General features: G+C 62.9%; 24 protein-coding genes and 1 pseudogene. 10 read left to right on the forward strand and 15 right to left on the reverse strand.

Annotated features, from left to right (window positions below):
- Window positions 1-8: 8 nt before the first annotated feature.
- The 4 genes and pseudogenes from BLW24_RS07600 to BLW24_RS07615 form a co-directional block, all read right to left on the reverse strand.
- On the reverse strand, window positions 9-464 hold the full coding sequence (locus tag BLW24_RS07600; RefSeq protein ID WP_090378716.1) for a hypothetical protein: 456 nt from the start codon (window positions 462-464) through the stop codon (window positions 9-11).
- Window positions 454-1,809 carry a phosphatase PAP2/dual specificity phosphatase family protein gene (locus BLW24_RS07605; RefSeq protein WP_090378719.1) on the reverse strand — a complete coding sequence of 452 codons (1,356 nt, stop codon included), beginning with the start codon at window positions 1,807-1,809 and terminating at the stop codon, window positions 454-456. The genes BLW24_RS07600 and BLW24_RS07605 overlap by 11 nt, the downstream gene beginning before the upstream one ends.
- Window positions 1,809-3,566, reverse strand: a complete 1,758-nt coding sequence (locus BLW24_RS07610; protein ID WP_090378722.1) for a bifunctional alpha/beta hydrolase/class I SAM-dependent methyltransferase — start codon at window positions 3,564-3,566, stop codon at window positions 1,809-1,811. Before BLW24_RS07610 ends, BLW24_RS07605 begins: the two co-directional genes overlap by 1 nt.
- A gap of 10 nt (window positions 3,567-3,576) precedes the next feature.
- Window positions 3,577-4,123, reverse strand: a pseudogene (locus BLW24_RS07615) (CDP-alcohol phosphatidyltransferase family protein).
- Here BLW24_RS07615 and BLW24_RS26420 point away from each other — a divergent pair.
- Complete coding sequence (locus BLW24_RS26420; protein ID WP_244161294.1) at window positions 4,043-4,405, forward strand: hypothetical protein; 363 nt, start codon at window positions 4,043-4,045, stop codon at window positions 4,403-4,405. The pseudogene BLW24_RS07615 and the gene BLW24_RS26420 sit on opposite strands and share 81 nt — an antisense overlap.
- A gap of 43 nt (window positions 4,406-4,448) precedes the next feature.
- On the opposite strand, the gene BLW24_RS07620 is transcribed toward BLW24_RS26420, so the two are convergent.
- The 4 genes from BLW24_RS07620 to glyQ all read right to left on the reverse strand — a co-directional run bounded on the left by BLW24_RS07620 (window position 4,449) and on the right by glyQ (window position 8,877).
- Complete coding sequence (locus tag BLW24_RS07620) at window positions 4,449-5,222, reverse strand: lysophospholipid acyltransferase family protein (protein WP_090378725.1); 774 nt, start codon at window positions 5,220-5,222, stop codon at window positions 4,449-4,451.
- Between the two features lie 32 nt (window positions 5,223-5,254).
- Window positions 5,255-5,788 carry a D-glycero-beta-D-manno-heptose 1,7-bisphosphate 7-phosphatase gene (gmhB, locus tag BLW24_RS07625; protein WP_090378728.1) on the reverse strand — a complete coding sequence of 178 codons (534 nt, stop codon included), beginning with the start codon at window positions 5,786-5,788 and terminating at the stop codon, window positions 5,255-5,257.
- 90 nt (window positions 5,789-5,878) lie between these two features.
- On the reverse strand, window positions 5,879-7,933 hold the full coding sequence (glyS, locus tag BLW24_RS07630) for a glycine--tRNA ligase subunit beta (protein ID WP_090378731.1): 2,055 nt from the start codon (window positions 7,931-7,933) through the stop codon (window positions 5,879-5,881).
- Complete coding sequence (gene glyQ / locus BLW24_RS07635; protein ID WP_090387657.1) at window positions 7,930-8,877, reverse strand: glycine--tRNA ligase subunit alpha; 948 nt, start codon at window positions 8,875-8,877, stop codon at window positions 7,930-7,932. The genes glyS and glyQ overlap by 4 nt, the downstream gene beginning before the upstream one ends.
- 66 nt (window positions 8,878-8,943) lie before the next feature.
- Between glyQ and BLW24_RS07640 the strand changes: the two genes are divergently transcribed.
- The 3 genes from BLW24_RS07640 (at window position 8,944) to BLW24_RS07650 (ending at window position 10,775) form a co-directional block, all read left to right on the forward strand.
- The gene (locus tag BLW24_RS07640) at window positions 8,944-9,501 is read left to right on the forward strand and encodes a DNA-3-methyladenine glycosylase I (protein WP_090378734.1); all 558 of its coding nucleotides are present in this window, start codon (window positions 8,944-8,946) and stop codon (window positions 9,499-9,501) included.
- A gap of 45 nt (window positions 9,502-9,546) precedes the next feature.
- Complete coding sequence (locus BLW24_RS07645; protein WP_090378737.1) at window positions 9,547-10,434, forward strand: lysophospholipid acyltransferase; 888 nt, start codon at window positions 9,547-9,549, stop codon at window positions 10,432-10,434.
- A 68-nt stretch (window positions 10,435-10,502) separates the two neighbouring features.
- Window positions 10,503-10,775, forward strand: coding sequence for a PilZ domain-containing protein (locus BLW24_RS07650; RefSeq protein WP_090378740.1), 273 nt, complete (start codon window positions 10,503-10,505; stop codon window positions 10,773-10,775).
- Window positions 10,776-10,794: 19 nt separating this feature from the next.
- On the opposite strand, the gene BLW24_RS07655 is transcribed toward BLW24_RS07650, so the two are convergent.
- The 5 genes from BLW24_RS07655 to def are packed head-to-tail and all read right to left on the reverse strand — an operon-like array spanning window position 10,795 to window position 15,327.
- Window positions 10,795-11,112 (reverse strand): hypothetical protein, encoded by a 318-nt coding sequence (locus tag BLW24_RS07655; protein ID WP_090378743.1) that lies wholly within the window; start codon window positions 11,110-11,112, stop codon window positions 10,795-10,797.
- 9 nt (window positions 11,113-11,121) lie between these two features.
- A complete protein-coding gene (gene trkA / locus BLW24_RS07660) occupies window positions 11,122-12,495 on the reverse strand; it encodes a Trk system potassium transporter TrkA (RefSeq protein WP_090378746.1) in 1,374 nt (457 codons plus the stop codon).
- Between the two features lie 12 nt (window positions 12,496-12,507).
- Window positions 12,508-13,821 carry a 16S rRNA (cytosine(967)-C(5))-methyltransferase RsmB gene (gene rsmB, locus BLW24_RS07665; RefSeq protein ID WP_090378748.1) on the reverse strand — a complete coding sequence of 438 codons (1,314 nt, stop codon included), beginning with the start codon at window positions 13,819-13,821 and terminating at the stop codon, window positions 12,508-12,510.
- On the reverse strand, window positions 13,818-14,762 hold the full coding sequence (gene fmt / locus BLW24_RS07670; protein WP_090378753.1) for a methionyl-tRNA formyltransferase: 945 nt from the start codon (window positions 14,760-14,762) through the stop codon (window positions 13,818-13,820). Before fmt ends, rsmB begins: the two co-directional genes overlap by 4 nt.
- Before the next feature lie 58 nt (window positions 14,763-14,820).
- Window positions 14,821-15,327 (reverse strand): peptide deformylase, encoded by a 507-nt coding sequence (def, locus tag BLW24_RS07675; protein ID WP_090378757.1) that lies wholly within the window; start codon window positions 15,325-15,327, stop codon window positions 14,821-14,823.
- A gap of 152 nt (window positions 15,328-15,479) precedes the next feature.
- Here def and BLW24_RS07680 point away from each other — a divergent pair, with 152 nt between their 5' ends.
- The 3 genes from BLW24_RS07680 to tsaC all read left to right on the forward strand — a co-directional run bounded on the left by BLW24_RS07680 (window position 15,480) and on the right by tsaC (window position 18,316).
- Window positions 15,480-16,505, forward strand: coding sequence for a LysM peptidoglycan-binding domain-containing protein (locus BLW24_RS07680; protein ID WP_090378760.1), 1,026 nt, complete (start codon window positions 15,480-15,482; stop codon window positions 16,503-16,505).
- A 96-nt stretch (window positions 16,506-16,601) separates the two neighbouring features.
- Entirely contained in the window at window positions 16,602-17,717 is a 1,116-nt protein-coding gene (gene dprA / locus BLW24_RS07685) for a DNA-processing protein DprA (protein WP_090378763.1), read from the forward strand.
- 41 nt (window positions 17,718-17,758) lie between these two features.
- Window positions 17,759-18,316, forward strand: a complete 558-nt coding sequence (gene tsaC, locus BLW24_RS07690) for an L-threonylcarbamoyladenylate synthase type 1 TsaC (RefSeq protein WP_090378767.1) — start codon at window positions 17,759-17,761, stop codon at window positions 18,314-18,316.
- Window positions 18,317-18,328: 12 nt separating this feature from the next.
- On the opposite strand, the gene BLW24_RS07695 is transcribed toward tsaC, so the two are convergent.
- A complete protein-coding gene (locus BLW24_RS07695; RefSeq protein WP_090378770.1) occupies window positions 18,329-19,306 on the reverse strand; it encodes an NADPH:quinone reductase in 978 nt (325 codons plus the stop codon).
- 315 nt (window positions 19,307-19,621) lie between these two features.
- Between BLW24_RS07695 and hemF the strand changes: the two genes are divergently transcribed.
- The 3 genes from hemF to BLW24_RS07710 all read left to right on the forward strand — a co-directional run bounded on the left by hemF (window position 19,622) and on the right by BLW24_RS07710 (window position 22,194).
- Window positions 19,622-20,539 (forward strand): oxygen-dependent coproporphyrinogen oxidase, encoded by a 918-nt coding sequence (gene hemF / locus BLW24_RS07700; protein ID WP_090387658.1) that lies wholly within the window; start codon window positions 19,622-19,624, stop codon window positions 20,537-20,539.
- A gap of 199 nt (window positions 20,540-20,738) precedes the next feature.
- Window positions 20,739-21,563, forward strand: coding sequence for a shikimate dehydrogenase (aroE, locus tag BLW24_RS07705; protein WP_090378771.1), 825 nt, complete (start codon window positions 20,739-20,741; stop codon window positions 21,561-21,563).
- A 4-nt stretch (window positions 21,564-21,567) separates the two neighbouring features.
- The gene (locus BLW24_RS07710; protein ID WP_090378774.1) at window positions 21,568-22,194 is read left to right on the forward strand and encodes a class I SAM-dependent methyltransferase; all 627 of its coding nucleotides are present in this window, start codon (window positions 21,568-21,570) and stop codon (window positions 22,192-22,194) included.
- Between the two features lie 4 nt (window positions 22,195-22,198).
- Here the strand turns inward: BLW24_RS07710 and BLW24_RS07715 are convergent, their stop codons facing one another.
- A complete protein-coding gene (locus BLW24_RS07715; RefSeq protein WP_090378777.1) occupies window positions 22,199-26,260 on the reverse strand; it encodes a bifunctional nitrate reductase/sulfite reductase flavoprotein subunit alpha in 4,062 nt (1,353 codons plus the stop codon).
- Between the last annotated feature and the right edge of the window lie 446 nt (window positions 26,261-26,706).

Genomic DNA, 26,706 nt, shown 5'->3' on the forward strand with positions numbered 1-26,706 from the left:
ACGACTCCTTATCCAGTAATTGAAAACCAGGGCAGGCCCAGCACGATCAACACGGCCAACAGCAGTTGCGCCAGTAGCCAGAGCGCCTGTTGGCGCAACAGGCGCAACGCACCGAGGCTACGTTCCTCCCAGCTGCGCGTAGACGGCTTAGCCGACTGCAGCTTGAGCTGGGCAAGGGTTTGGTCGAGCTCGGCGGTGTGCACGGCTAACTGATCGACCCGACTGGCAAGCTGCTGGAACAGTTCGGCATCCAGCGCCACGCGCAGCGCCCAGTATTTCTGGCCCAGACCCAGTACCAGCAGCAGCGCGCAGAACAGCGCCGTCAGTGGCTGTGCTTGGATGCCGAGCAACGGCGCCAGGCCGATCAACAGGGCGACCAGGCTGAGCACGCTGGACAGCTGATCCAGCGCCCTACCCCGACGCAGCAGACTGGCCACGGTCAACAGCTGCATTTCAGTAGCCATGGGTGGCTCCTGCTGGCATGGAGCTGCTGCTGAGTTCCAGCATGCCTTGCAGCGCCTGTTGATGAGCGTCGCTCAAGACCACCTGAGGCCGCGCTCGACGTAGATGTGCCAGCGCTTCGGGCACGTCCTTGCAACGTCCGCTGTGCAGCAGCCAGGCGGCTACTGCCGTGGCGCTGCGTGAATAGCCCAGGGCGCAGTAGACCAGCAGGTTGCCATCGCTGCGTAGCGCCTCGATGGTCTGTGCAGCTTCCAGGCAGTCGGCTGGACCGGGCACGCAGAGATCGAGCAGCGGCAACGAGCGATAGGCCTTGGCTTGAGCTCTGGCTGGCAGCTCGGCGCACAGATCGAGCTGGGCCTGGAACTGCTCGGCCTGCCCTGGCGCCGGAATGCGCCCCAGCCAAATACCCGGTTCGATCTCATCGGCATGCGGCTGAGCGCGGGTCCATAGCCGTGAGTTAAGCCAGGCGGCGGCCAGGTAGGGCGCGAGCAACCAGGTTGCGGCGCTGCTCAGCCGACCATCAGCGGCCTTCTGGAAACCCGCCGCGCCGAACAGCAGGTAGTTGAGCGCCACAAGCAGCAAGGAGAACGCCGGCCAGAGCAGCCATAACCAGGCGCCACTCAGGTTTACCGCCAAGGCGCTGAGCAGCGCTGCACCCAGGCTGTAACGCAAGCTCAGGCGCAGACACTGCGTGTCACGGGTCAGCTGCCAGGCCAGCAGTGGGCTACGGCCTTGCAGCGGCCATAACCAGACGCACAGCCAGCCGGCGAGAACCCCGGTGGGCACATCAATAAAATGGTGCTGCCAGGTGGTCAGCACCGACACGCCGATCAGGGCCATCCAACCGTGCAGCAGGCCACGCAGCCACAGGCCATGGGTATGCCGGGCGAACATCACCCAGATCACCACCAGCAGGGCGATATGCAGAGAAGGCGCTTGGTTAAAGGGTTTGTCGAAGCCCATCAGCACGTCGAACATGCCGCCGAACAGACCATCCAGTTCGGGCCGCTCGAAGGTAAAGCGCAGCGGCCAGAGCAGAAAGCAGGCAATGCACAGCACTTGCACACTAAGCAGGCGCAGGCCGTGGCGATCCATTTCCCGCCGGGTGGCCGGCAGCAGAAAGGACAACCCATAAAGTAGGTCAATTGACCAGTAAGGAACAATAGTCCACGGCCATAGCGGCATCTGGCTTTCCCAGGCAAACACCAGGGTGCCGACGTCGTCGCGTTGTGCGCTCAGCCAGTTGGCGAAGCTGTAGCTGGCGAAGAACAGTGGCGCCAAGAGCAGCAGCCAGAGCACGCCGCGCTTCCACAATCCTGCTTCGCGGCTAAGGCTAACCTCCGCCATCAGGACACCCGCTGCGCCAGGGAGACGCTGAAAATGCCCCACTCGTCGATACGCTGGGTGATCTTGCGAAATCCTGCGGCCTCGACCAGCTGATCCATCTCCGCCTGGCTACGCCGCCGCATCACCCAGGCTACGCCGCCGCGGTGGCTGGTCAGGGCGCGGGCGATCAGCTCCAGCTGTGGGTGCCACGGCTGTCCGGTGTACACCAGATAACCGCCCTCCTCGACGGCTGCCGCCAGCCCGGCGAGCGAGTCGCCAACCATCTGGTTGCTGCCGAACAGCTCATACAAACCGGAGACCACAGCCAGAGTCGGTTTGGGCTCCAGTGCCGCAAGGTCAGCCCGGTCGAAGGCATCGCCTTTGACGAAGCGGGCGATATTGCTCAGGCCCTTTTGTTCGATCAAGGCGCCGCCGTCGCGCACGTTGATATCGCTGTAATCACGCAACAGGATCGAGTCTGGCTTCTGCTCCATCCCTTCCAGAGCTTCGAGGATATAGCGGCCATGGCCGGCGGCGATATCGACAATGCGCACGCCACGGCCTTGCTCGCGCAGTTTGCCCATCGCCAGGCGCAGCAACTCTTCGGCGTGCAGCTTGCGTTGGCGAATGCCGCGCCAGCCGATGGAGTTGAGATAGTTCTGATCGATCAGCCGGCCGATAGGCGACTTGCCGCTGGGCTGGTTGCGGTAGACGTAATCCAGGGTGCTGCCGGAATCGAAGCCTGTGTCGAAGCCCAGTTTCACCCCGTCGGCCAGACTGCTGCCGAGCTGCAGACTGGCACGGGTGGCGCGCCAGTAAAGGTCGCTGAGGGAGTTATGTGGCAGCGGTGCGGCCAGGCTTTCCGATTCGGCGCAGGTCACGCCCAGGCGGTCGGCATCAAGTAAGGAGGGGCGTGTTACCGGCTCTTCGAAACAGCGCAGCAGAAAGCGCTGGGCGCGGCTCAGGGCGTGGCTACGGTCGCGCTCGCCGAGGGTGTCGTGGAAGAAGCCGGGAAGAATGTGCATCTCCTTGCGCAGGCTGCCCAGACGCTCGAAGAATTGCTGCTGGGGTTTGCGGTGCACCACGAAGTCGGCGCCAGAAATCAGCAGCTGAGTGGGAATCTGGATCGCCTGGGCATCGGCCACCACGCGCTCGGCGGCGTCATACAGGCCCAGCAGCATAGTTACAGAGATCGGCCGGGCGATCAGCGGGTCGTTATTGAAGGAGGCAATCCGCTGCGGGTCATGGCTGAGGTACTTGGCCTTCACATAGCTGTTGACGAAGAAGTTGCCGCGCAGCGCGCGCATCAACTTGAGGCCTGGCCGGGCAAAGGGTACGTAGAGCTTGACCTTGAACGCAGGCGAGGCGAGCACCAGGGCGCGGATCTTCGGCGCATAATCATGCGCCCAGGTGGCGACCACCACCGCCCCGACGCTTTGCGCCAGCACCGCAATATCCTCCACCGGTATGCCGTGGCTGTAGACGATGTGATCGATAAAGGTCTGCACATCGCGCACGCTGGTGGCGAAGCTCGGGCTGTCGCCGCGCTCACCTGGCGACAGGCCATGGCCGCGCGCGTCCCAGGCGAAAAAGTCGAAATCCGCCATCTCCAGTTCATCGACCAGATGGGCCATGCGCCCGCCGTGTTCGTGACCGCGGTGGAACATCACCACTGCGCGCTTCGGTGCGCAAGCGTCAGGATTGCTGGCCGGCCAGTGGCGGTAGAACAGCTCTACGCCGTCATGGGTGGTAAAGCTGAATTCTTGGGCTTCGCGCATCGAGACATCCTTATTTCGAATCAGTTGATTGCGCCGCTTCGGCCAGACCCTGGCGTACGCGGTTATAGAGGGTGTAGAGCAACAGGGCGAGAATCACCGCGAGCAGGCCGTTGAGCCAAGTGGCAGGCAGCAACCCGCAGGCCACGCCAGCGCCCAGCACGCCAAAGCAGAAGGCACGGTCACTTTTGCCCATGGGCCCGTCGTAACGCCGTGAGGCACCGACCATGGGCCCGAGTACGCCGGCGTACTCGCTGATCAGGGCTAGCAGCACGACGAGTACAACCAGCAGCGGCGAGACCCCGGGGAGCAAGGCGAAGGGTAGAAACAGCGCGCTGTCGGCGATCAGGTCGCTGAGTTCATTGAGGTAGGCGCCGAGCCGCGATTGCTGGCCGAACTCGCGGGCGAGCATGCCGTCGACGGCGTTCAGCGCCATGCGCAGAATCATCCACAGTGGGATCAGGGCGAACTAGCCAGGTGTGCTCGGGCAAGGCCAGCAGCAGGGTGCCGAGCAGCACGGAAACCACGGCGGCGAACAGGGTGACCTGATTGGCCGTCACGCCTTTGTCGTAGAGGTACTTGACCCCCGGGCGCAGGAGGTTCTGAAAAGCCGGCTTGAGCTGGTAAATGGAGAGCATGGCGAAGAGTTCCTTTTCGCTGCTTGGGCACGTCGATCCAGCTTAGCCGCTTTGCCTGGCGCGCAGGCTGATAAGACTGTGCGCAAACGCCCGGATTTGCTGGTTGACAGCTACCTGTGCGTCATGGGGGAAACTTATCCCCCATCGTCTGATAGTTCGTTCCAGGCGTTAATTATCGTTAAATCAACTGCTTACATTGCGTGATAGCACTTTGACGCTATTCGGTGCACAGCTTATCCACAATTGTTCAAGCCGGCGCTTGGGTTTCCAGCGGCTGGCTTTGGGCATCCAGCGAGCCGATATCGCGTTGTGCCTGACTGACCCAGGCAAAGGCGCGGTCATTGAGTTCAGCGATGGCGCGTGGGCCTGTGCCTTCGGCGTACATCAGTGGGCCGATCACCACCTGAACGGTGCCGGGCGTCTTGCGCCAGCCCTGCTTGGGCCAGAACTCACCAGCGTTGTGGGCAATCGGCAGCACTGGCAGGTTGGCATTCACCGCGAGGGATGCACCGCCGCGGCTGAACTTGCCGATCTGGCCCGGTGGAATACGTGTGCCTTCTGGGAAAACCAGAACCCAGGCGCCCTGCCCCAGACGTTTGTGGCCGAGTTTGGCCAGCTGCTTGAGGGCCGCCTTGGGGTTGCTGCGGTCAATCGCAATGGGCTTGAGCATGGCCATCGCCCAGCCGAAGAACGGCACATACAGCAGCTCGCGCTTGACCACCTGGCTCAGCGGCTCGAAGTAGCCGCAGAGGAAGAAGGTTTCCCAAGTGCTCTGGTGTTTGGCGAGGATCACGCAGGGCTTATCGGGGATATTCTCCAGGCCCTTGATCTCGTAGTTGATGCCGACCACCACCTTGGCCAGCCAGGTGGCGCAGCGGCACCAGTTCTGCACGACAAAGCGGTAGCGTGCACGAAACGGCAGAAAGGGCGCGACGAAGACGCTGAGGGTGCACCAGAAGAACGAGCTGGAAGCCAGCAGCAGATAGAAGAGGAAGGTTCTGAGGGGCTGCACTGTCGACATGGGAGCTTTTACCGTCGCAGGCAGAGCCTGCTTTATAAGTGGAGAAGCTGATCGGCAACCGCCGCCAGATCATCGAATATCAGGGTGCCCGCTGGCAATCCTTTCGCCAGGGTGCGTTCGCCCTTGCCGGTCTTTACCAGAACTGGCTGACAATCGACGGCGCCGGCCGCTGTCAGGTCACCGCTGCTGTCTCCGACAAACCAGACGCCCTTGAGTGCCACGCCATAGTACGCAGCAATCTGCTCGAGCATGCCGGGTTTCGGCTTGCGGCAGGCGCAGCCTTCATCCGGGCCGTGGATGCAATGCGCGATAAGCCCTAGCTCGCCGCCCTGCGCCGCCACCAGCTCACGCAGGCGCGCGTGCATGGCTTCCAGGGTGGCCAGGTCGTAATAGCCGCGGGCAACCCCGGATTGATTGGTGGCCACGGCTACCGTCCAGCCGGCTTGTGACAGCCGCGCGATGGCTTCGATGGCTCCGGGCAGCGGAATCCATTCGGCGAGGCTTTTGATATAGGCGTCGGAGTCGTAATTGATCACGCCGTCGCGGTCGAGAATCAGCAGTTTCATGCGGTAATCCGTAACCGGCGCGCGGTGATGGCAGCACGCCGGTAAAGGTGATGATGGGCTGCGTGCAGCCCATCGGACTCGCGGCAGGCGTTAGCCGAGTACCGAGATATCAGCGACGACGAGGAACAGGCCACGCAGCTTGGCCAGCAGCGCATAACGATTGGCCCGTACGGCAGTGTCTTCGGCGTTGACCAGAACGGCCTCGAAGAAGGCGTCCACCGGCTCGCGCAGATTGGCCAGCTGGCTCAGCGCCAGGTTGTACTGACGGGCTTCAGCCAGCGGCCGTACTGCATGCTCGGCCTGTTGGATGGCCGCGTTGAGGGCGAACTCGCTAGGGTTGTCGAAGTGATGGGCCTCGACGCTCGCCGCGACCTGACCTTCGGCCTTGCTCAGCAGATTGGACACGCGCTTGTTCGCTGCTGCCAGAGCGGCCGCCTGCGGCAATGCACGGAAGGCCTGCACGGCCTGTACGCGCTGATCGAAGTCCAGCGGCGAGGTCGGGCTGACCGCGCGCACAGCCTGGTACACGGCCACTTCGACACCTTCGTCCTCATAACGCGCGCGCAGACGGTCGAAGATAAAGTCCTGCACCTGTGGCGCCAGCCCATCGGCCTTGATCTTGTCGGCGAACTGGGCGATGGCAAAGCCGACGGCTTCAACCAGGTCCAGATCCAGCTGCTTCTCGATCAGGATACGCAGCACGCCGAGAGCTGCACGACGCAGGGCGTAGGGGTCCTTGCTGCCGGTGGGCAGCATGCCGATACCGAAGATGCCGACCAGGGTATCCAGCTTATCGGCCAGGGCCACCGAAGCACCGGTGAGCGTGCTTGGCAGCTCCGCGCCGGCGCCGCGCGGCATGTACTGCTCGTTCAGCGCCAGGGCGACGTCTTCGGCTTCGCCGTCATGCTTGGCGTAGTAGTAACCGGCGATACCCTGCATTTCCGGGAACTCGCTGACCATTTCACTGGCCAGGTCGCACTTGCAGAGGATGCCGGCACGTGCGGGGCGGGTGGCGTCGCCACCGATGCGCTCGGCGATAAAACCAGCCAGGGCCGAGACGCGCTGCGCCTTGTCGTAGACCGAACCGAGCTGGGCCTGGAACACCACGTTGGCCAGGCGCTGGTTGAAGCTTTCCAGTTTCTGCTTCTTGTCCTGCTTGAAGAAGAACTCGGCGTCGGTCAGGCGCGGACGCACCACCTTCTCGTTGCCGGAAATGATTTGCGCCGGGTCTTTACTCTCGACGTTGGCCACGGTGATAAAACGCGGCAGCAGCTTGCCGTTGCCATCGAGCAGGCAGAAGTACTTCTGGTTGTCCTGCATGGTGGTGATCAGCGCTTCCTGCGGCACTTCAAGGAAACGTTCCTCGAATGAGCAGACCAGCGGCACCGGCCATTCGACCAGGGCGCTGACTTCATCCAGCAGCGCCGGCGGCACGATGGCGCTGCCCTGCTCGGCGGCGGCCAGTTCATTGACCCGCGCGATGATCTGCGCGCGGCGCTCGGCGAAGTCGGCAATCACATAGGCGCTGCGCAGGTCTTCGGCGTAGTTGGCCGGCGCGCTGATGCGCACTTCGTGGTTGGCGTGGAAGCGATGGCCACGGGAAACGCGACCGGCTTGCTGGGCGAGGATTTCGCAGTCGATCACCTCGTCACCGAACAGCATCACCAGCCACTGGCTTGGGCGGACGAATTCAGTCTTGCGTGCGCCCCAGCGCATGCGTTTCGGGATCGGCAGTTCGTTCAGCGAGGTCTCGACGATGGTGGGCAGCAGGCCGGCTGCGGCCTGGCCTGGAATGCTCTGGCTGAACTTCAGCTTGGGGCCGCTCTGGTCGATCTGGCTCAACTCAACGCCGCACTTCTTGGCGAAGCCCAGCGCGGCCTGAGTCGGGTTGCCGTCTTTGTCGAACGCCGCCTGAACGGGCGGGCCGTCGAGGTTGACGGTGCGATCCGGTTGCTGAGTCGCGAGTTGTTCCACCAGCACGGCCAGACGGCGCGGCGCAGCGTAATAGCGTACTTGGCCATAGCTCAGGCCAGCAGTTTTCAGGCCCTTTTCGATACCGGCGAGGAAGGCCTCACCCAGGGTTTTCAGGGCTTTCGGTGGCAGCTCTTCGGTGCCCAGTTCAACCAGGAAATCACGGGTACTCATTCTGCTGCCTCCAGCTTGGCCAGTACTTCATCACGCAGGTCGGGGGGGGCGAGCGGGAAGCCGAGTTTGCGCCGCGCTTGCAGGTAGCTCTGTGCCACCGAACGGGCCAGGGCACGCACACGCAGGATGTATTGCTGACGCGCGGTCACCGAGATGGCCCGGCGCGCATCCAGCAGGTTGAAGGTGTGCGAGGCCTTGAGGACCATCTCGTAGGTTGGCAGCGGCAGCTCCAGCTCGATCAGGCGGTTGGCTTCGCTTTCATAGAAGTCGAACAGCTCGAAGAGTTTTTCGACGTTGGCGTGCTCGAAGTTGTAGGTCGACTGCTCCACCTCATTCTGGTGGAACACATCGCCATAGGTGACCTTGCCGAACTGGCCGTCGGTCCACACCAGGTCGTACACCGAGTCCACGCCCTGCAGGTACATGGCCAGGCGTTCCAAGCCGTAGGTGATCTCGCCGGTTACCGGGTAGCACTCGATGCCGCCGACCTGCTGGAAGTAGGTGAACTGGGTGACTTCCATGCCGTTCAACCAGATTTCCCAGCCCAGACCCCAGGCGCCGAGGGTCGGCGATTCCCAGTTGTCTTCAACGAAGCGAATGTCGTGCACCAGTGGGTCGATGCCGATGGCTTTCAGCGAGCCCAGGTACAGCTCCTGGAAGTTTTCCGGGTTCGGCTTCAAGACCACCTGGAACTGGTAGTAGTGCTGCAGGCGGTTGGGGTTCTCGCCGTAACGGCCGTCAGCCGGACGACGGGAAGGCTGCACGTAGGCGGCGTTCCAGGTCTCTGGGCCAATGGCACGGAGAAACGTGGCGGTGTGGAAGGTGCCCGCGCCAACTTCCATATCGTAGGGCTGCAGCACCACGCAGCCCTGCTCGGCCCAGTACTGTTGCAGGGCGAGGATCAAGTCTTGGAAGGTGCGCACGGCAGGCGTAGTCTGGCTCACAAATTTCACCCGTACTTTGGCGGCTTCAGAAAGTCCGCGAGTATACCGAAGCTCAGGAAAACCCGCATGCCACGCTGCTCTTGGTGCTCTGACGACCCGTTGTACCAGGCTTATCACGACGAAGAATGGGGCGTGCCGCAACGCGACCCTAACGTGCTGTTTGAATTACTCCTGCTCGAAGCCTTCCAGGCCGGCCTGTCGTGGATCACCGTGCTGAAGAAGCGTGAACGCTACCGCGAGGTGCTGTTCGGCTTCGATGTGCAGCGCCTGGCGACGCTCACGGACGAGTACATCGAAGACACCCTGATGCAGGACCCCGGCATCATCCGCAACCGCCTCAAGCTCAAGGCCGTGCGCAAGAACGCTCAGGCCTGGCTCAAGCTGGAGGATCCGGTGACGCTGCTCTGGTCGTTTGTTGGCGGCGCACCGAAGATCAACCACTTCAGCGAACACGGCCAGGTGCCGGCAGTAACCGCTGAAGCCGAGGCGATGAGCAAGGCGCTGAAAAAGGTCGGCTTTACCTTTGTCGGTCCGACCATTTGCTACGCCTATATGCAGGCCACTGGCATGGTCATGGATCACACCACCAACTGTGACCGCTACGCACAACTGACCAGCCGCTAGCTCGGGTGGTTACAATAAGCGCCTTTTGATCGGCTGGAGTTGCCTGTGGAAAAGCTCAAAGGTGCCCTGGTGGTGGGTTTTCTGCGTTTATTCGCTTTGTTGCCCTGGCGCGCCGTGCAGGCTGTGGGCGCGGCGATTGGCTGGCTGATGTGGAAGCTGCCGAACCGTTCCCGTGAGGTTACCCGGATCAACCTGGGCGCCTGCTTTGCTCATCTGCCGGCCGAGCAGCGCGAACGGCTGGTGGGCGAAAGCCTGCGTGATATCGGTAAAACCCTCACTGAAAGCGCCTGCGCCTGGATCTGGCCTGCGAACAAGACGCTGGGGCTGATCAAACAGGTTGAGGGCATGCACGTGCTGCAGGATGCCCTGGCCAGCGGTAAGGGTGTGGTGCTCATCAGCAGCCACCTGGGGAATTGGGAAGTGCTGCTGCAATACGTGTGCTCACTGTGCAAACCGATCATTCTGTACCGCCCTATCAAGCTACAGGCCGTCGACGACCTGCTGGTCAAACAACGTGTGCAGTTGGGAAACAGCCTGGCACCGTCGACCAAGGAAGGCATCCTCAGCCTGATCAAACAGGTGCGTAAGGGCGGTGTAGCGGGGATTGCCGCTGATCCAGAGCCGAGTCTTTCGAGTGGGGTTTTTGTGCCCTTCTTCGGTGTCCCCGCGTTGACCAGCAAGTTTGTGCCGTCTTTGGTAAAGGATCGCAAGGCGGAGGCCGTTTTTATGCACGCTCTGCGCCTGGACGACGGTAGTGGTTACCGGGTGGTGATTGAAGCGGCGTCGGAGGCGCTCTATGGCGAGGACATTGAGGCCGCCGTGGGCGCTCTAAACCATGGCATTGAAAAGCAGGTGCAGCAGGCGCCCAGCCAATACATGTGGAACATGAAGCGCTTCAAAAAGCGCCCTGCCGGCGAGGCCAAGTGGTATTGAATGAGGCTGAGTTGCAGGCGAAGCCTGCTCTAGACTAGGCTGGGGAAATCCACTCTGACGGACGGCGCATGAGCAATAGTCGAAAGAATGTCCGCACCCCTCTCAAGGTACGCCTGCGTATCGATCATCCGGTGCATGGCGAGTTGCTGGTCACCACCCGGGATATTTCCGAATGCGGCGTCTATGTGCTGATAGACCAGGCGCAGGACGTACTGGCCATGGGCGAGCAGGTGCAAGGCCAGGTACAGGGGTTGCCGATGGAGGCGCCGATACTCATGCTCGAAGTGGTACGCGTTGAAGCTCTGGGAGTTGGCCTGCGTTTTGTGCAAACCGAGGAGTAGTCCGGGCTCTTTTTCTGGACTAGTGAGCCTGCTTGTCCAGGCGCTTGAGAAATACGCTGATTTCCTTCCCCGCCTGTTTGTCGCCCTTATCTTCTGCCGCTCGCAAGCCCTGCGTCCAGGCGTCTCGCGCCTCGGCGCTGAGCCCCTGCTTGTTCAGCGCCTGGCCGAGCAGCTTCCAGGCGGCTGAATACTGCGCATCGAACTCAACGCAGCGCTGCAAATGCTCCGCCGCGCGAGCGAACTCCGCCGTATCCAGATAGCCCTTGCCCAGGCCGAAGCGCAGCAGGGCGTTGTCCATGCCTTTGGCCAGCATCTTTTCCAGGGCTTCGGTGCTCATGGGCAACTCCTAAAAGAAGGTCAGGCCGACCTGGAACAAGCGCTCGGCATCGCGGATGTACTTCTTGTCGACCAGGAACAGAATCACGTGGTCGCCGGATTCGATCACCGTGTCGTCGTGGGCAATCAGCACTTCTTCATTGCGGATAATTGCGCCGATGGTGGTACCCGGCGGCAGGGCAATATCTTCGATCATGCGGCCGACCACCTTGCTCGACTTGGCATCACCATGGGCAATCGCCTCGATAGCTTCGGCCGCACCACGGCGCAAGCTGTGCACGCTTTCAATATCACCACGACGCACGTGGGTCAGCAGGGTGCCGATGGTGGCCAGCTGCGGGCTGATGGCGATGTCGATTTCGCCACCTTGCACCAGGTCGACGTAGGCCGGGTTGTTGATGATGGTCATCACCTTGCGCGCGCCGAGGCGTTTGGCCAGCAATGACGACATGATGTTGGCTTCGTCGTCGTTGGTCAGGGCCAGGAAGATGTCGGCGTCGCTGATGTTTTCTTCCACCAGCAGGTCGCGGTCCGAGGCACTGCCCTGCAGCACAATGGTGCTGTCGAGGGTCTCCGAGAGGTAGCGGCAGCGCGCCGGGTTCATCTCGATGATCTTCACCTGGTAGCGGCTCTCGATGGCCTCGGCCAGACGCTCACCAATATGCCCGCCGCCGGCGATCACCACCTTCTTGTAGCTGTCTTCCATGCGGCGCATTTCGCTCATCACCGCGCGGATATGTGCCTTGGCGGCGATAAAGAACACTTCGTCGTCGGCTTCGATCACCGTGTCGCCTTGCGGCATGATCGCCCGGTTGCGGCGGAAGATCGCCGCCACGCGGGTGTCGACATTGGGCATGTGTTCGCGCAGCTGACGCAGCTGCTGGCCGACCAGCGGGCCGCCATAGTAGGCCTTGACCGCCACCAGCTGAGCCTTGCCCTCGGCGAAGTCGATCACCTGCAAGGCGCCGGGGTACTCGATCAGGCGCTTGATGTAGTTGGTCACCACCTGCTCTGGGCTGATCAGCACGTCGACCGGGATCGACTCGTTGCTGAACAGACCGCCGCGGGTCAGGTAGGCCGCTTCACGCACCCGGGCAATCTTGGTTGGGGTGTGGAACAGGCTGTAGGCCACCTGGCAGGCGATCATGTTGATTTCATCGCTGTTGGTCACCGCCACCAGCATGTCGGCATCGTCCGCACCGGCCTGGCGCAGCACCGTGGGGAAGGAGCCACGGCCCTGTACGGTGCGAATATCCAGGCGGTCGCCGAGGTCACGCAGACGGTCACCGTCGGTGTCGACCACGGTGATGTCGTTGGCTTCGCTGGCCAGGTGTTCCGCCAGGGTGCCGCCAACCTGGCCGGCGCCGAGAATGATGATCTTCACAGGATCGCTCCGTTAGCCGCGGGGAGTCGCGGCGACTTTTATCAGCTTGGCATAGTAGAAGCCGTCGTGGCCGTCGACTTGCGGGAATAGCTGGCGGCCGTGGGGCGTTTGCACACCGAACGGGCCGCCGATATCCAGCTCGCGAGCACCGGGGGTGCGGGCGAGGAACGCGGCGATGTTGTCACTGTTCTCTGCGGGCATCACCGAGCAGGTGGCGTAGAGCAGGATGCCGCCGACTTCCAGAGTCTGCCATAGGCTATCCAGCAGCTCGCCCTGCAGTTTGGCCAGGGCGGGGATGTCATCGGCCTGGCGGGTCAGTTTGATATCGGGGTGACGGCGGATCACCCCGGTGGCCGAGCAGGGCGCGTCGAGCAGGATGCGCTGGAACGGCTTGCCGTCCCACCAGGCAGCTAAATCACGGCCATCGGCGGCGATCAGCTCGGCGTGAAGGCCCAGGCGTTTGAGGTTCTCGCGTACGCGCACCAGGCGTTTTTCTTCCAGATCCACCGCCAAAACGCCGGTCAGTGCGGGCTCGGCTTCCAGTAGATGGCAGGTCTTGCCGCCGGGCGCGGCGCAGGCGTCCAGCACGCGTTGACCGGGGGCCAGATCGAGCAGTTCGGCCGCTAGTTGCGCCGCTTCGTCCTGCACACTGACGCGACCTTCGGCAAAGCCCGGCAGGGTGGTGACATCGCAGGCCTGAAGCAGGCGGATGCCGTCGCGGCTAAAGGTGCAAGGCTCGGCCTCAAAGCCGACGCGGCGCAGCTCGGCCAGGTAGTCGTCACGGCTGCCGAGGCGGCGGTTGACCCGCAGAATCAGCGGCGGGTGGGCATTGTTGGCCGCGCAGATGCTTTCCCAGTGTTCCGGCCACTGGGCTTTCAGGGCTTTTTGCAACCAGCGCGGGTGGGCAGTGTGCAGCACCGGGTCGCGCTCTAGGCTGGCGATAATGCTCTCGCCATCGCGCTGGGCATTGCGCAGCACGGCATTCAGCAGGCCCTTGAGCGAGGGCTTTTTCAGTTTGTCAACACAGGCTACCGTTTCACCGATGGCTGCGTGGGCGGGAATACGACTGTAGAACAGCTGGTACAGGCCGATCAGCAGCAGTGCTTCGACATCGCGGTCTGCGGCCTTGAAGGGTTTTTGCAGCAGCTTCTCGGCGATCAGGGCCAGGCGTGGTTGCCAGCGTGCGGTGCCAAAGGCCAGGTCCTGGGCCAGGCCTCGATCACGCGGCTCGACCTTATCCAGCAATGGCGGCAGGCTGCTGCCCAGTGAAGCCTTGCCAGCCAGCACACTGGCCAAGGCGCGAGCGGCAGCGAGACGTGGGTTCATTGACCGAGCACCAGGCCAGGAGCGAACTGCTCGCGGCGGCTGTTGTACAGATCACTGAAGTTCAGTGCTTTGCCGCCGGGCAGCTGCAGGCGGGTCAGACGCAATGCGCCTACGCCACAGGCCACGGTCAGGCCAGATTTATCGGCAGCGAGAATAGTGCCGGGTTGGCCTTGCCCTTCACCCAAAGTAGCGGCGTGCACCTTGATGGCTTCGCCACTTAGCGTGCTATGGCAGATCGGCCAGGGGTGAAAGGCGCGTACTAGATGCTCCAGCTCAATGGCCGGGCGGTTCCAGTCCAGGCGCGCTTCATCTTTGTTCAGCTTGTGTGCATAGGTCGCCAGGCTGTCGTCTTGTACTTCACCAACCAGATTGCTGGCTGCCAGGCCGCTGATTGCTTGAATCACCGCCTGTGGGCCGAGGCTGGCGAGGCGGTCGTGCAGGCTGCCGCCAGTATCTTCGGCAGAAATGGGCGTGCTGACCTTGAGCAGCATCGGCCCGGTATCCAGGCCGGCTTCCATCTGCATTACGGTGACGCCGGACTCGGCATCGCCGGCCTCGACTGCGCGCTGAATCGGCGCAGCACCACGCCAGCGTGGCAGTAGCGAGGCGTGACTGTTGATGCACCCCAGGCGCGGTGTATCCAGCACCACTTGCGGCAGGATCAGGCCGTAAGCCACCACCACCATCAGGTCGGGCTTGAGCGCCGCCAACTCGGCTTGCGCAGCGTGATCACGCAGGGTTTGCGGCTGGTACACCGGGATGTTGTGCTGCAGAGCGAGCTGCTTGACCGGGCTGGGTGTGAGTTTCTGCCCACGACCGGCCGGCCGATCCGGCTGGCTGTACACGGCAATGATCTGGTGGGGCGTGTCGAGCAAGGCCTTGAGGTGTTCGGCGGCGAATTCCGGGGTGCCGGCAAAGACAATACGCAAAGACTCAGACATGGGTTCTCACTGCTAGAAAGAAAAAGGCTTGCCGTAGCAAGCCTTTGCAAGGTGTGGCTCAAGCCTGCTGGCGGTGCTGCTTTTCCAGCTTCTTCTTGATCCGGTCGCGTTTGAGATTAGACAGGTAATCAACAAACAGCTTGCCGTTAAGGTGGTCGCATTCGTGCTGGATGCACACGGCCAGCAGGCCTTCGGCGATCAGCTCATAGGGCTGACCATCGCGGTCCAGCGCCTTGATCTTGACCTTCTGCGGGCGGTCGACGTTTTCATAGAAGCCAGGCACCGAGAGGCAGCCCTCCTGGTACTGGTCCATTTCATCGGTCAGCGGCTCGAACTCGGGGTTGATAAACACCCGTGGCTCGGACTTGTCTTCGGACAGGTCCATAACCACCAGGCGCTTGTGCACGTTAACCTGCGTCGCGGCCAGGCCTATGCCCGGGGCGTCGTACATGGTTTCAAACATGTCATCGATCAGCTGACGCAAGGCGTCATCGACCACGTCCACCGGCTTGGCGATGGTGCGCAGGCGCGGATCGGGAAATTCGAGGATATTCAGGATCGCCATATGCGTTTGTGATGCACTTGTGGAATAAAGTCAAAATCCGCTGCTAAGATGATGAGCAGCATTGAAAAACGGCTTCACGCCGCAGCACGACTGGGTTTTGTAGCGGCGCTAGGGCGCTCCACGTGAAGACACATAATAAAGGGATTCACCGCATGAGGAAATCACTACTCGCCCTGCTGCTGCTTGCGGCAAGTGGCTTGGCCCAGGCCGAAGTGCAACTTAAGGACGGTCACCCAGACCGTTATACCGTGGTCAAGGGCGATACCCTCTGGGATATCTCCGGTAAATTTCTCAGCCAGCCGTGGAAGTGGCCAGAAATCTGGCACGCCAACCCACAGGTGGAAAACCCCCATCTGATCTATCCGGGCGACCAGCTTAGCTTGGTATATATCGATGGTCAGCCACGTCTGATGCTTAATCGTGGTGAGTCGCGCGGCACCATCAAACTGTCACCGCAGGTGCGTAGAACGCCGATGGCCGAAGCCATTCCGGCGATTCCCCTGGAGGCGATCAACAGCTTCCTGCTGAGTAACCGCATCGTTGACACCCCAGAACAGTTCCAGGGCGCACCCTATATCGTTGCCGGCAACGCCGAGCGCGTTGTTAGTGGTGCCGGTGATCGTGTGTATGCCCGTGGTGCCTTTGATGAGTCGGCGCCGGCTTACGGCATCTTCCGTCAGGGCAAAACCTACACAGACCCTGAGACCAAGGAGTTCCTCGGAATCAACGCCGACGACATCGGCTCGGGTGAGATCGTGGCCGAGGAAGGCGATGTCGGCACTATGCTGCTCAGCCGCTCGACTCAGGAAGTTCGCCTTGGCGACCGTCTGTTTGCTACTGAAGAGCGTGCGATCAACTCGACCTTTATGCCGAGTGAGCCGGCTGGCGAGGTCAATGGTGTGATCCTCGATGTGCCGCGTGGTGTGACCCAGATCGGTCAGTTCGATGTGGTCACCATCAACAAGGGCGCCCGCGACGGTCTGACTGAAGGCAACGTGCTGGCGATCTACAAAACCGGTGAAACCGTACGTGATCGGGTAACCGGTGAGTCGGTGAAGATTCCGGACGAGCGTTCGGGCCTGCTGATGGTGTTCCGCACCTACGACAAGCTCAGCTATGGTCTGGTGTTGGGGGCGTCCCGCTCGCTGGCGATCATGGATAAAGTGCGTAACCCGTAAAACCGAAAAGCCCCGCAAATGCGGGGCTTTTTATGGTGTGCCATCTTTGGCCATCACCCTGCCGCCGTGCGGCGCGACCGATCAAGGATGATCCGCATGTCGCAACTTTCCGCTATTTCCCCTGCTATCTCTCCCGCTGAACTGGAAGCGCGTCTGCGCTTGCACTGCTTGCCGGAGTTGGGCCCCCGGCGCTTTCGCAAACTCCTCAGTGCCTTCGACAGTGCATCTGCCGCACTCAGTGCGCCGGCCAGTGCCTGGCGTTCCCTGGGTTTGCCACAGGTGTGCAGCGAGGCGCGGCGTAGTGCCGAGGTGCGTGAGCGCGCCGCGCAAAGCCTGGTCTGGCTGGAGACCGATATGCATCACCTGCTGATGTGGGATGAGGCGATTTATCCAGGGTTGTTGGCCGAGTTGGTGGATGCACCGCCGTTGCTGTTTGTTGCAGGTGACCCGACTTTGCTGGAGCAGCCGCAACTGGCCATGGTCGGTAGCCGGCGCGCATCGCGGCCAGGGTTGGATACGGCGCAGAGCTTTGCACGTAGTTTGGCCGGCGGCGGCTTTGTGATTACCAGCGGCCTGGCCCTGGGCATCGATGGCGCGGCCCATCAGGGCGCACTGGATGCCGGCGGCAAGACGGTGGCGGTGCTTGGTACCGGTTTGCAGTGCCTGTATCCGGCGCGGCACAAGAAACTCGCTGCGGATATCGTTGCCCGTGGTGGCGCGCTGGTGTCCGAGTTGCCGCTGGATTGTCCGCCTCAGGCGAGCAATTTTCCGCGGCGCAACAGAATCATCAGTGGCCTTTCCGTTGGCGTGCTGGTGGTGGAAGCCAGCCCTTCCAGCGGTTCGCTGATCACTGCACGTTTGGTCGCCGAACAGGGCCGCGAGGTGTATGCGATCCCCGGCTCAATCCACCATCCCGGCGCCCGTGGCTGCCATCAGTTGATCCGCGAAGGGGCGACGCTGGTGGAATGCATCGAGGATATTCTGCAGGCCTTGCGCGGCTGGCAGGCGCAGCCACCCGTTAGCGCCGCGCTCAAGCCAGAGCCTCCCAGTCACCCATTGCTGGCCCTGTTGCATGCCGCGCCGCATAGCAGCGAAGCGTTGGTGGTCGCCAGTGGCTGGCCTTTGGCCGAGGTGCTGGCGGCGCTGACCGAACTGGAACTGGACGGTCGCGTAGCCTGTGAAAGTGGCTGCTGGGTGGGCCGCGTGCTTTAGCTTGGATACACTGCCCGCCAGGCCTTAGTGGAGAGCAGTGAATGGTCAGCAACTGGCAGATACAGCAAGCCGCACGGGTGGTGCGCAATGGCGGTGTGATTGCCTATCCGACTGAAGCGGTATGGGGGCTGGGTTGTGATCCCTGGAATGACGAGGCGGTGGAGCGCTTGCTGGCGCTGAAGGATCGGCCGGTGCACAAGGGGCTGATTCTGGTCGCCGCCGATATTGAGCAGTTCGACTTTCTTCTCGATGCCCTGCCGGAAATCTGGCTGGCGCGTTTGGCCGGTAGTTGGCCGGGCCCCAATACCTGGCTGGTGCCACATCAGAACCGTCTGCCAGTGTGGATCAGCGGTCAGCACAGCAGCGTGGCCTTGCGCGTCAGTGATCATCCGCAGGTGTGTGCGCTGTGTCGCCTGACCGGGCCGCTGGTGTCGACCTCGGCCAATCCGGCTGGCCGTCCGTCTGCGCGTTCGCGTTTGCGGGTCGAACAGTACTTCCCCGGCCAGTTGGATGCGGTGCTGGGTGGAGCTTTGGGCGGCCGCAAGAACCCCAGCCTGATTCGCGATCTGATCAGCGGTGATGTGGTCAGGGCGTCCTGACCATAACCCAGCCTAGGGCAGCAGGATGCTCGAACCGGTGGTCTGCCGCGCGCTCAGGGCCGTTTGTGCCAGCGCGGCGTCCTTGAGCGCATAGCGGTTGCTGATCTCCACCTGCAGCTTGCCGCTGGCGACCATGGCGAACAGTTCGTCCGCCATGCTTTGCAGCCGGGAAGGCGTATCGGCGTAGCCGGCCAGGGTCGGGCGGGTGACAAACAGTGAGCCCTTCTGCGCGAGGATGCCCAGGTTGACGCCGGTGACCGCGCCCGACGCATTGCCGAAGCTGACCAGCAGGCCGCGCGGTGCTATGCAGTCCAGCGAGGTTTCCCAAGTGTCTTTGCCGACGCCGTCGTAGACCACCGGGCATTTCTTGCCATCGGTCAGTTCCAGCACGCGCTGGGCGACGTTCTCATGGCTGTAGTCGATGGTCGCCCAGGCGCCCTGCTTTTTGGCCCGTGCAGCTTTTTCGGCGGAGCTTAGGGTGCCAATCAACTTGACCCCAAGTGCCCTGGCCCACTGGCAGGCGAAGGAGCCAACCCCGCCGGCAGCGGCATGAAACAGGATGGTTTCGCCACCTTGCAGCGGGAACGTTTGGCGCAGTAGGTACTGCACCGTCAGCCCCTTGAGCATCACTGCGGCGGCCTGCTCGAAGCTGATTGCATCCGGCAGCTTGACCAGCTTCTCGGCCGGCAGTACGTGCAGCTCGCTGTAGGCGCCCAGCGGCCCGGTGGCATAGGCCACGCGGTCGCCCACTTGAAAGTCGTTCACAGCAGAGCCCACCGCCTCGACGATCCCTGCACCCTCGGTGCCCAGGCTGGACGGCAGCGCCGGTGGTGCATACAGGCCACTGCGGAAATAGGTGTCGATAAAATTCAGGCCAATCGCCTGGTTCTGCACCCGCACTTCATTCGGGCCTGGTACGGCGGGGTTGTAGTCGGTGTATTCAAGGACGTCCGGGCCGCCGTGGCGGCTGAATTGGATACGCATGGTCATTTTCAGAGTCTTCCGCAATTGAATGCCTGGATGATGCCCGTAGGGGCAGAAACGTGCCGTTATCCAATCGTCTGCATTGACCGCCGTCAACTGCGGCCGTGGGGTGGCAAGAAATGGCCTGGAGCCATTTTTAACGTCGCGTAGCGACCCTATAGAGGGCAGGCCATAGGAAATCGTCAGGAATGATTTTTAACGTTGCGTAGCGACGGCCCGAAGGGTGGCCGCCATGGATGGCAGGCCATAATGTTATGCTGGCCGCCCATTTTTTCCCGCGGCCACGTGCCGCCTGGCCTTACCCGCTTTCAAGGTGCTGCCGTGAGTGACCGTACTGAGGCTGTCAAAGCCTACCTGCTGGATCTGCAAGACCGTATCTGCTCTGCCCTGCAAACCGAAGATGGCGGTGCCGAATTCTTCGAGGATGCCTGGCAGCGTCCGGCCGGTGGTGGCGGGCGCACGCGAGTGATGGAGAACGGTGCGCTGATCGAAAAGGGCGGGGTGAACTTCTCCCACGTGTTCGGCGATAGCCTGCCGCCCTCAGCCAGTGCACATCGGCCGGAGCTGGCCGGGCGTGGTTTCGAGGCCCTTGGCGTGTCGCTGGTGATCCATCCGGAAAACCCCTATGTGCCGACCTCCCACGCCAACGTGCGCTTCTTCAGCGCCGAGAAAGCCGGTGAAGAGCCGGTCTGGTGGTTCGGCGGCGGCTTCGACCTGACGCCCTACTACGGCAATGAAGAAGATTGCCGGCACTGGCATCAGGTCGCCTGTGACGCCTGCGCGCCCTTCGGTGCCGAGGTTTATCCGAAGTTCAAGGAGTGGTGTGATCGCTACTTCCACCTCAAGCACCGCGGCGAGCCGCGCGGCATTGGTGGGTTGTTCTTCGATGACCTCAACCAGTGGGATTTCGATACCAGCTTCGCCTTTATGCGCGCCATCGGCGATGCCTATCTTGCGGCCTATCTGCCTATCGTCCAGCGGCGCAAGCTGACCCCCTATGGCGAGCGCGAGCGCGAGTTCCAGGCCTTCCGCCGGGGCCGCTATGTCGAGTTCAACCTAGTGTTTGACCGTGGCACCCTGTTCGGCCTGCAGTCCGGTGGGCGTACCGAGTCGATCCTGATGTCGCTGCCACCGCACGTACGCTGGGGCTACGACTGGAAGCCGGAGCCGGGCAGCGAAGAGGCGCGTCTGACCGAGTACTTCCTGACCGACCGTGATTGGCTTGCAAATTTACCTTGATCGCTGCTGCGCTAGGCCATGCTGCGTTGAGAGCAGGCTCGGCAAGCCGCTTGCGGCTAACGCGCTTTAGCGCGACCCGAAGGGCGAGTGGAACGAGTAATCTCATTTACAGCTCGTAAACTCCGCTTCCTCGCCTGCTCTCGCCTTGCCTGACCGTCGCTCGCGACGCGCTGAAGGCAAATTTCAAAGAGGATTATTGATGGACCGCTACGGCGTATTCGGCAACCCCATCGGCCACAGCAAGTCGCCGCTGATTCATCGGCTGTTTGCCGAGCAGACCGGCGAGCAGCTGAGCTATGAAACCCTGCTCGCGCCGCTGGACGACTTCCCCGGCTTCGCCCGCGTGTTCTTTGCCGAAGGGTTGGGGGCGAATGTCACGGTGCCGTTCAAGGAGCAGGCGTTTGCCCTGGCTGACAGTCTGAGTGATCGGGCCCGCCGTGCCGGTGCGGTCAATACCCTGAAGAAGCTCGCTGACGGCAGCTTGCTTGGCGACAACACCGACGGCGCCGGTCTGGTGCGTGATCTGACTGTGAATGCCGGGGTAACCCTCAAGGGCAAACGCATTCTCCTGCTCGGCGCCGGCGGTGCCGTGCGCGGTGTGCTGGAGCCGTTGCTGGCCGAGCAGCCGGCGGCGCTGGTGGTTGCCAACCGCACGGTGGAGAAGGCCGAGCAGCTGGCCCGCGAATTTGCCGACCTGGGCCCGGTGGTGGCCAGCGGCTATGACTGGATCGACGCGCCGGTGGACCTGATGATCAACGGCACCTCGGCCAGCCTGGCCGGCGAGTTGCCGCCGATTGCCCCCAGTCTGATCCAGCCGGGGCATACCCTGTGCTACGACATGATGTACGGCAAGCAGCTGACCGCCTTTAACCGTTGGGCCAGTGAACACGGCGCAGCACGCACTTTGGATGGCCTGGGCATGCTGGTCGAACAGGCCGCCGAAGCCTTTGCCCTGTGGCGCGGTGTGCGTCCAGCCAGCGCCCCGGTGTTGGCCGAACTGCGCCGCCTGTTGGCCGAGGGTTGAGGCCGTGGGATTGAGCGCTGACGAATTGGCGCAGATCAGCGCGCTGACCCTGCGCCATTATCAGGACTGCGCCGAAGACTTTCGTGAGGGCACCCGCGATCACGATGTCAGCCAGAATATCGCCGCCCTGCTCGCGCATATTCAGGCCACTGCGCCCTACCAGATTCTCGATTTCGGCTGCGGCCCGGGACGCGACCTGCGCACCTTTAGCGCCATGGGCCACAGCGCCGTCGGTTTGGATGGCTGCGCGCGCTTTGTCGAAATGGCCCGTGCCGACAGTGGCTGCGAAGCCTGGCAGCAGGATTTTCTCGCCCTCGATCTGCCGCCTGAACGCTTCGATGGGGTGTTCGCCAATGCCTCGCTGTTTCATATTCCCCGCCAGGAACTGCCACGGGTGTTGAAGCAGCTGCATGCCAGCCTTAAACCCGGCGGCGTACTGTTTAGCTCTAACCCCCGTGGTGACAACCAGGAAGGTTGGAATGGCGAGCGCTACGGCGCCTATCACGACCTGGCCAACTGGCGCGTGCTGCTCAACGCCGCCGGCTTTAGCGAACTGCAGCATTACTACCGCCCGGCGGGCTTGCCGCGTGAACAGCAGCCCTGGCTGGCCAGTGTCTGGCGCAGGCTCTGACTACTCAGTACACATCACGCAGATAGCGCTTCAGTTCGGCCAAACGGCGAATATGTTCGGCGGCTTTTTCCTCGCTCAAACCGCCGTGCTCGCGCGCCACATCCCGTAGCGCCTGTTCGACATCCTTGGCCATGCGGTTGGCGTCGCCGCAGACATACAGCTGCGCACCCTCCTCTAGCCAGCGCCAGAGCTCAAAGCCCTGCTCGCGAATACGATCCTGCACGTAGATCTTCTGCGCCTGATCGCGGGAGAAGGCCAGGCTGAGATTGGTCAGCAGGCCGTCGTGCTGCATCGCGGTCAGCTCGTCGCGGTAGTAGAAGTCGCTGGCCGCATGCTGCTCGCCGAAGAACAGCCAGTTTTTGCCGGCATCGCCGCGCGCGCGGCGTTCGTGGAGGAAGCCGCGAAACGGCGCCACGCCGGTGCCGGGGCCGATCATGATCATCGGCACGTCGCCATCCTGGGGCACGCGGAAGTATTTGTTGCTCTGCACAAACAGCGGCACCTCGCCGTTATCCGCACGGTCGGCGAGAAAGGTCGAGGCCACGCCCTTGCGTTTGCCGTAGCGCACGGCGGACACGGTCAGGTGCACTTCGCCGGCATGCGCCTTGGGGCTTGAGGAGATCGAATACAGGCGCGGTTGCAGACGCTTGAGGCTGCCCAGCAGCTCGCCCGCTGAATGCTCGGCTGGATAGGCCTGCAGCACGTCGGCCAGTTGGCGGCCCCACAGCCAGTCCTTCAGCTCGGCCTTGCGCTCGCCAAGCAGGCTGCGCAATTCGCTGCTGGCGCTGCGTTCGGCGACCAGGGCGAGGGCCTCGTTGCTCGGCCAGGCGATTTCGAAATGGCTGGTCAGCGCCTCGCGCAGCGACAAGTCGCCGACCTTGGCCACGTTGACCCGTTGCTCGCCGTCCAGATGCGCCAGTTCGAGCACTTCCTCGACCAGCTCCGGGCAGTTGTGCGGCCATACGCCGAGGGCATCGCCGGCTTCGTAGGCCAGGCCGGAGTCGCCCAGGGCGAAAGCGAACTGACGGGTGTCCTTGCTCGCGCCTTCCGCGTTCAGACGCAGGTTAAGCGCCAGGCGCGCGGGCAGCGGCTGGGTTTTGCTCACCGTGCTGACGGGTTCAGTTGAAGCGGCGCTGTGTGCAGGAACTGCCGTTGCCGCCGGGCGCAGCAGTGGTAGCAGCTCGCTTAGCCAGGCCGAGGCAGCCTCGTCGAAATCGCTGTCGCAATCCAGGCAGGGCCGCAGCGGCGTGGCGCCGAGTTCGGCCAGGCGGCGGTCGAGGTTTTTGCCGTGCTGGCAGAACTGTTCGTAATTCGGGTCACCGAGGGCCAGTACCGCATAACGCAGATTTTCCAGGCGCAGGTCGCTGGCCTGCAGGGCGTTCCAGAAGGCCTGGCCGTTGTCTGGCGCATCGCCGTCGCCGAAGGTGCTGCTGAGCAGCAGCACCGAACCGGCGCTGGCCAGTTGCTGCGGCGGGTAATCGGCCATGCAGCTCAGCGCCACGGCTACCCCGGCTTCGCTCAGATTTGCGGCAAGGCGTTCGGCCAGCGCCTCGGCATTGCCGGTCTGCGAGGCCCACAACAGGGTTACCGCAGGATTTGTTGCCAGCGCCGCGGGTGCGACGCGGCTGAATATTCCGGCGAGCATGCCATCGAGCCACAGGCGGGTCGGCTCGGCCAGGGGCGCCTGGCTCGGCAGGCTGGGCACACCGCCGCCGGGGTTGCTGCGCAAGCCGCTGATATAGCCGGCCATATAGCTGCGCTCGCTTTCGCTGAGGGGCGGCGGCGCGCTGCAATCTACGCCGAGCAGGGCCGCAAAGGTTTCGATGCTCGACATCGCGAGTTCCTCGGGCGAGTGAGAGAGGCGAGTGCTGTCGACTGCCTCGGCGGCGGGCGTATCGAGGCGTTGATGGGCGATCAGTTCGATACGCCGCAGGCTGACAGCGCAGAACTTGAATTCCGGCTGCTGCGAGAGGGGGTCGATGGCGTCGCTGGTCACCGCGTTGATCGCCAGGTTGTCGCCGTACACATCGTTCCAGTGGAACGGCGCAAAGCAGCCGCCGGGCAGCACGCGGTCGCTGATCTGTACCGGCAGCACGGCATGGCCACGCCGCGAGCGGACTTCTAGCTGATCACGGTCGCGCACGCCGAGGGCGGCGGCGTCCTGCGGGTGCACTTCGATAAAAGGGCCGGGGTTGAGCTTGTTTAGCGTGGCGACCTTGCCGGTTTTGGTCAGGGTGTGCCACTGGTGCTGCAGGCGCCCGGTGTTGAGCACAAAGGAGAAGTCGGCATCGGGCATTTCCGCCGGGTCGAGGTGCGGGCGCGGGAAGAACTGCGCTTTACCGCTGGGCGTAGCAAAGGCCAGGCGCGGCGTGCTGCCGTCTGCGCGAATGTGCAGATGCTGGCTGATGCCGTCGTTGATGTAGCGCAGTGGCATGCGCCCGTCGCCCGCTGCGCTGGCGCAGGGCCATTGCAGCGGCGTTTGGCGCAGGCGCGGGTAGCTGGCGCCGCGCAGGTCGTAGCCGGTCTTGGGATTGTGGAAGCGCTTGATCTCCTCGAACACCTGCTCGGCCGATTCGTAGCTGAAGCCGTCGGCAAAGCCCATGGCGCAGGCCACCTCGGCGATGATCCGCCAGTCGGCCATGGCCTCGCCGGGCGGCTCGACGGCTTGCGGCATCAGAGTCAGGTTGCGTTCGGAGTTGATCATCACCCCTTCGGCTTCGGCCCACAGCGCGCCGGGCAGGAGGATGTCGGCGTAGCGATTGGTTTCGGTGTCGAGAAAAGCGTCCTGGGCGATCACCAGTTCGGCGGCCTTCAGCCCTTCGATCACCGTGCTGCGGTTGGCCATGCTCGCCACCGGATTGGTGCAGATGATCCAGCAGGCTTTGACCTTGCCGGCTGCCAGATCCTCGAACAGGGTTACGCTGCCGCCGCCCAGGCGGGTGTGCAGGGTGCCGGCGGGCACGCCCCAGACTTGCTCGACAAAGGCGCGGTCGTCGTCCACCAGCACGCTGCGCTGGCCCGGCAGGCCGGGGCCCATATAGCCCATCTCGCGGCCGCCCATGGCGTTGGGTTGGCCGGTAAGGGAAAACGGCCCGCTACCGGGGCGGCAGATCTTGCCGGTGGCCAGGTGCAGGTTGCACAGGGCATTGGTGTTCCAGGTGCCGTGGGTGCTCTGATTGAGGCCCATGGTCCAGCAGCTCATCCACTCGCCGGCTTCGCCGATCCAGCGTGCGGCCTGGCGGATCGCCGCTTCGCTGAGTCCGGTGTGGGTGGCGACGTTGTCAGGGGTGTAGCTCTCAAGGAAGTCCGGCATGACCTCCCAGCCTTCGGTGAACTCGGCAATAAAGGCTAGATCGGTGTGGCCGTTCTTGTGCAGCAGGTGCAGCAAGCCGTTGAGCAGCAGCAGGTCGCTGCCCGGTTTGATCTGCAGAAACAGATTGGCCTTGTCCGCTGTGGCATTGCGCCGGGGGTCGACGACGATCAGCTTGGCGCCGGCCTTGACCCGTGCCATCAGGCGTAGAAACAGGATCGGGTGACAGTCGGCCATATTTGCGCCGATGACGAAGAACACATCGGCGCGGTCGAAATCCTGGTACGAGCCGGGCGGGCCGTCGGCGCCCAGCGACAATTTGTAGCCACTGCCGGCGCTGGCCATGCACAGGCGCGAGTTGGATTCGATCTGGTTGCTGCCCAGGTAGCCCTTGACCAGCTTGTTGGCCAGGTACTGCGCCTCCAGCGACATCTGCCCGGAGACATACAGGGCGATGGCGTCCGGCCCGTGTTCATCGAGAGTCGTGCGCAGGCGGGCGGCGGCGTTGATAGCGGCATCCATGGTGACTTGCCCAGGGTCGCGGCTGCGTTCGCTGCGCAGGTAGGCGTGCTGCATGCGGCCGGATTCGTTCAGCGGTTGGGCGCAGGTGCTGCCCTTGGTGCACAGGCGGCCGAAGTTGCTCGGATGCTGTTGGTCACCGCTGACCTTGGCGATCTTGCCGTTTTCCACTTGCATGACGATGCCGCAGCCGACGCCGCAATAGGGACAGACACTTCGCACGGTTTTGTTCGCCACACCCCTCTCCTGCACCTGAAACGCAAAACGCCATGCAACCCTCCGTCGAAACGGGAGTGGCACGGCGTCTTTGTCGTGGATGGGCAATCAGCGTTGATTACCTGGGTGGGTCTATAGCAAGGCACGCGCCAGGGTTCGCCAAGGCAGCGTGAATGCCCGCTGGGCAAGGCCTGGCGAGGTGCGTGCGGGAGATAAAGGGCTATCGAGAAGCGACTCATAATGGGGCGCATAGACCTATGCTCGCCTCTTTTTGGGTCTTTATCGCGCCTGGCAGGTCAGCCTGTAACTGCGCCTGTAGCCCGCTGCAATGCGGGTCGCAGGTCGCTGTGGGGAAACTGGCACAGGCGCTGCATGAGCCTCAGCGAGCCCGCCACATTCGGGCCGCCCATTCGATCAATGGCGATCGTCAGCCTCTTTAGGCTATGGGTAATCAGGTGCCACTCGCA

This window comes from Pseudomonas anguilliseptica (assembly GCF_900105355.1).
In the GTDB taxonomy this organism is placed as follows: Bacteria; Pseudomonadota; Gammaproteobacteria; order Pseudomonadales; family Pseudomonadaceae; genus Aquipseudomonas; species Aquipseudomonas anguilliseptica.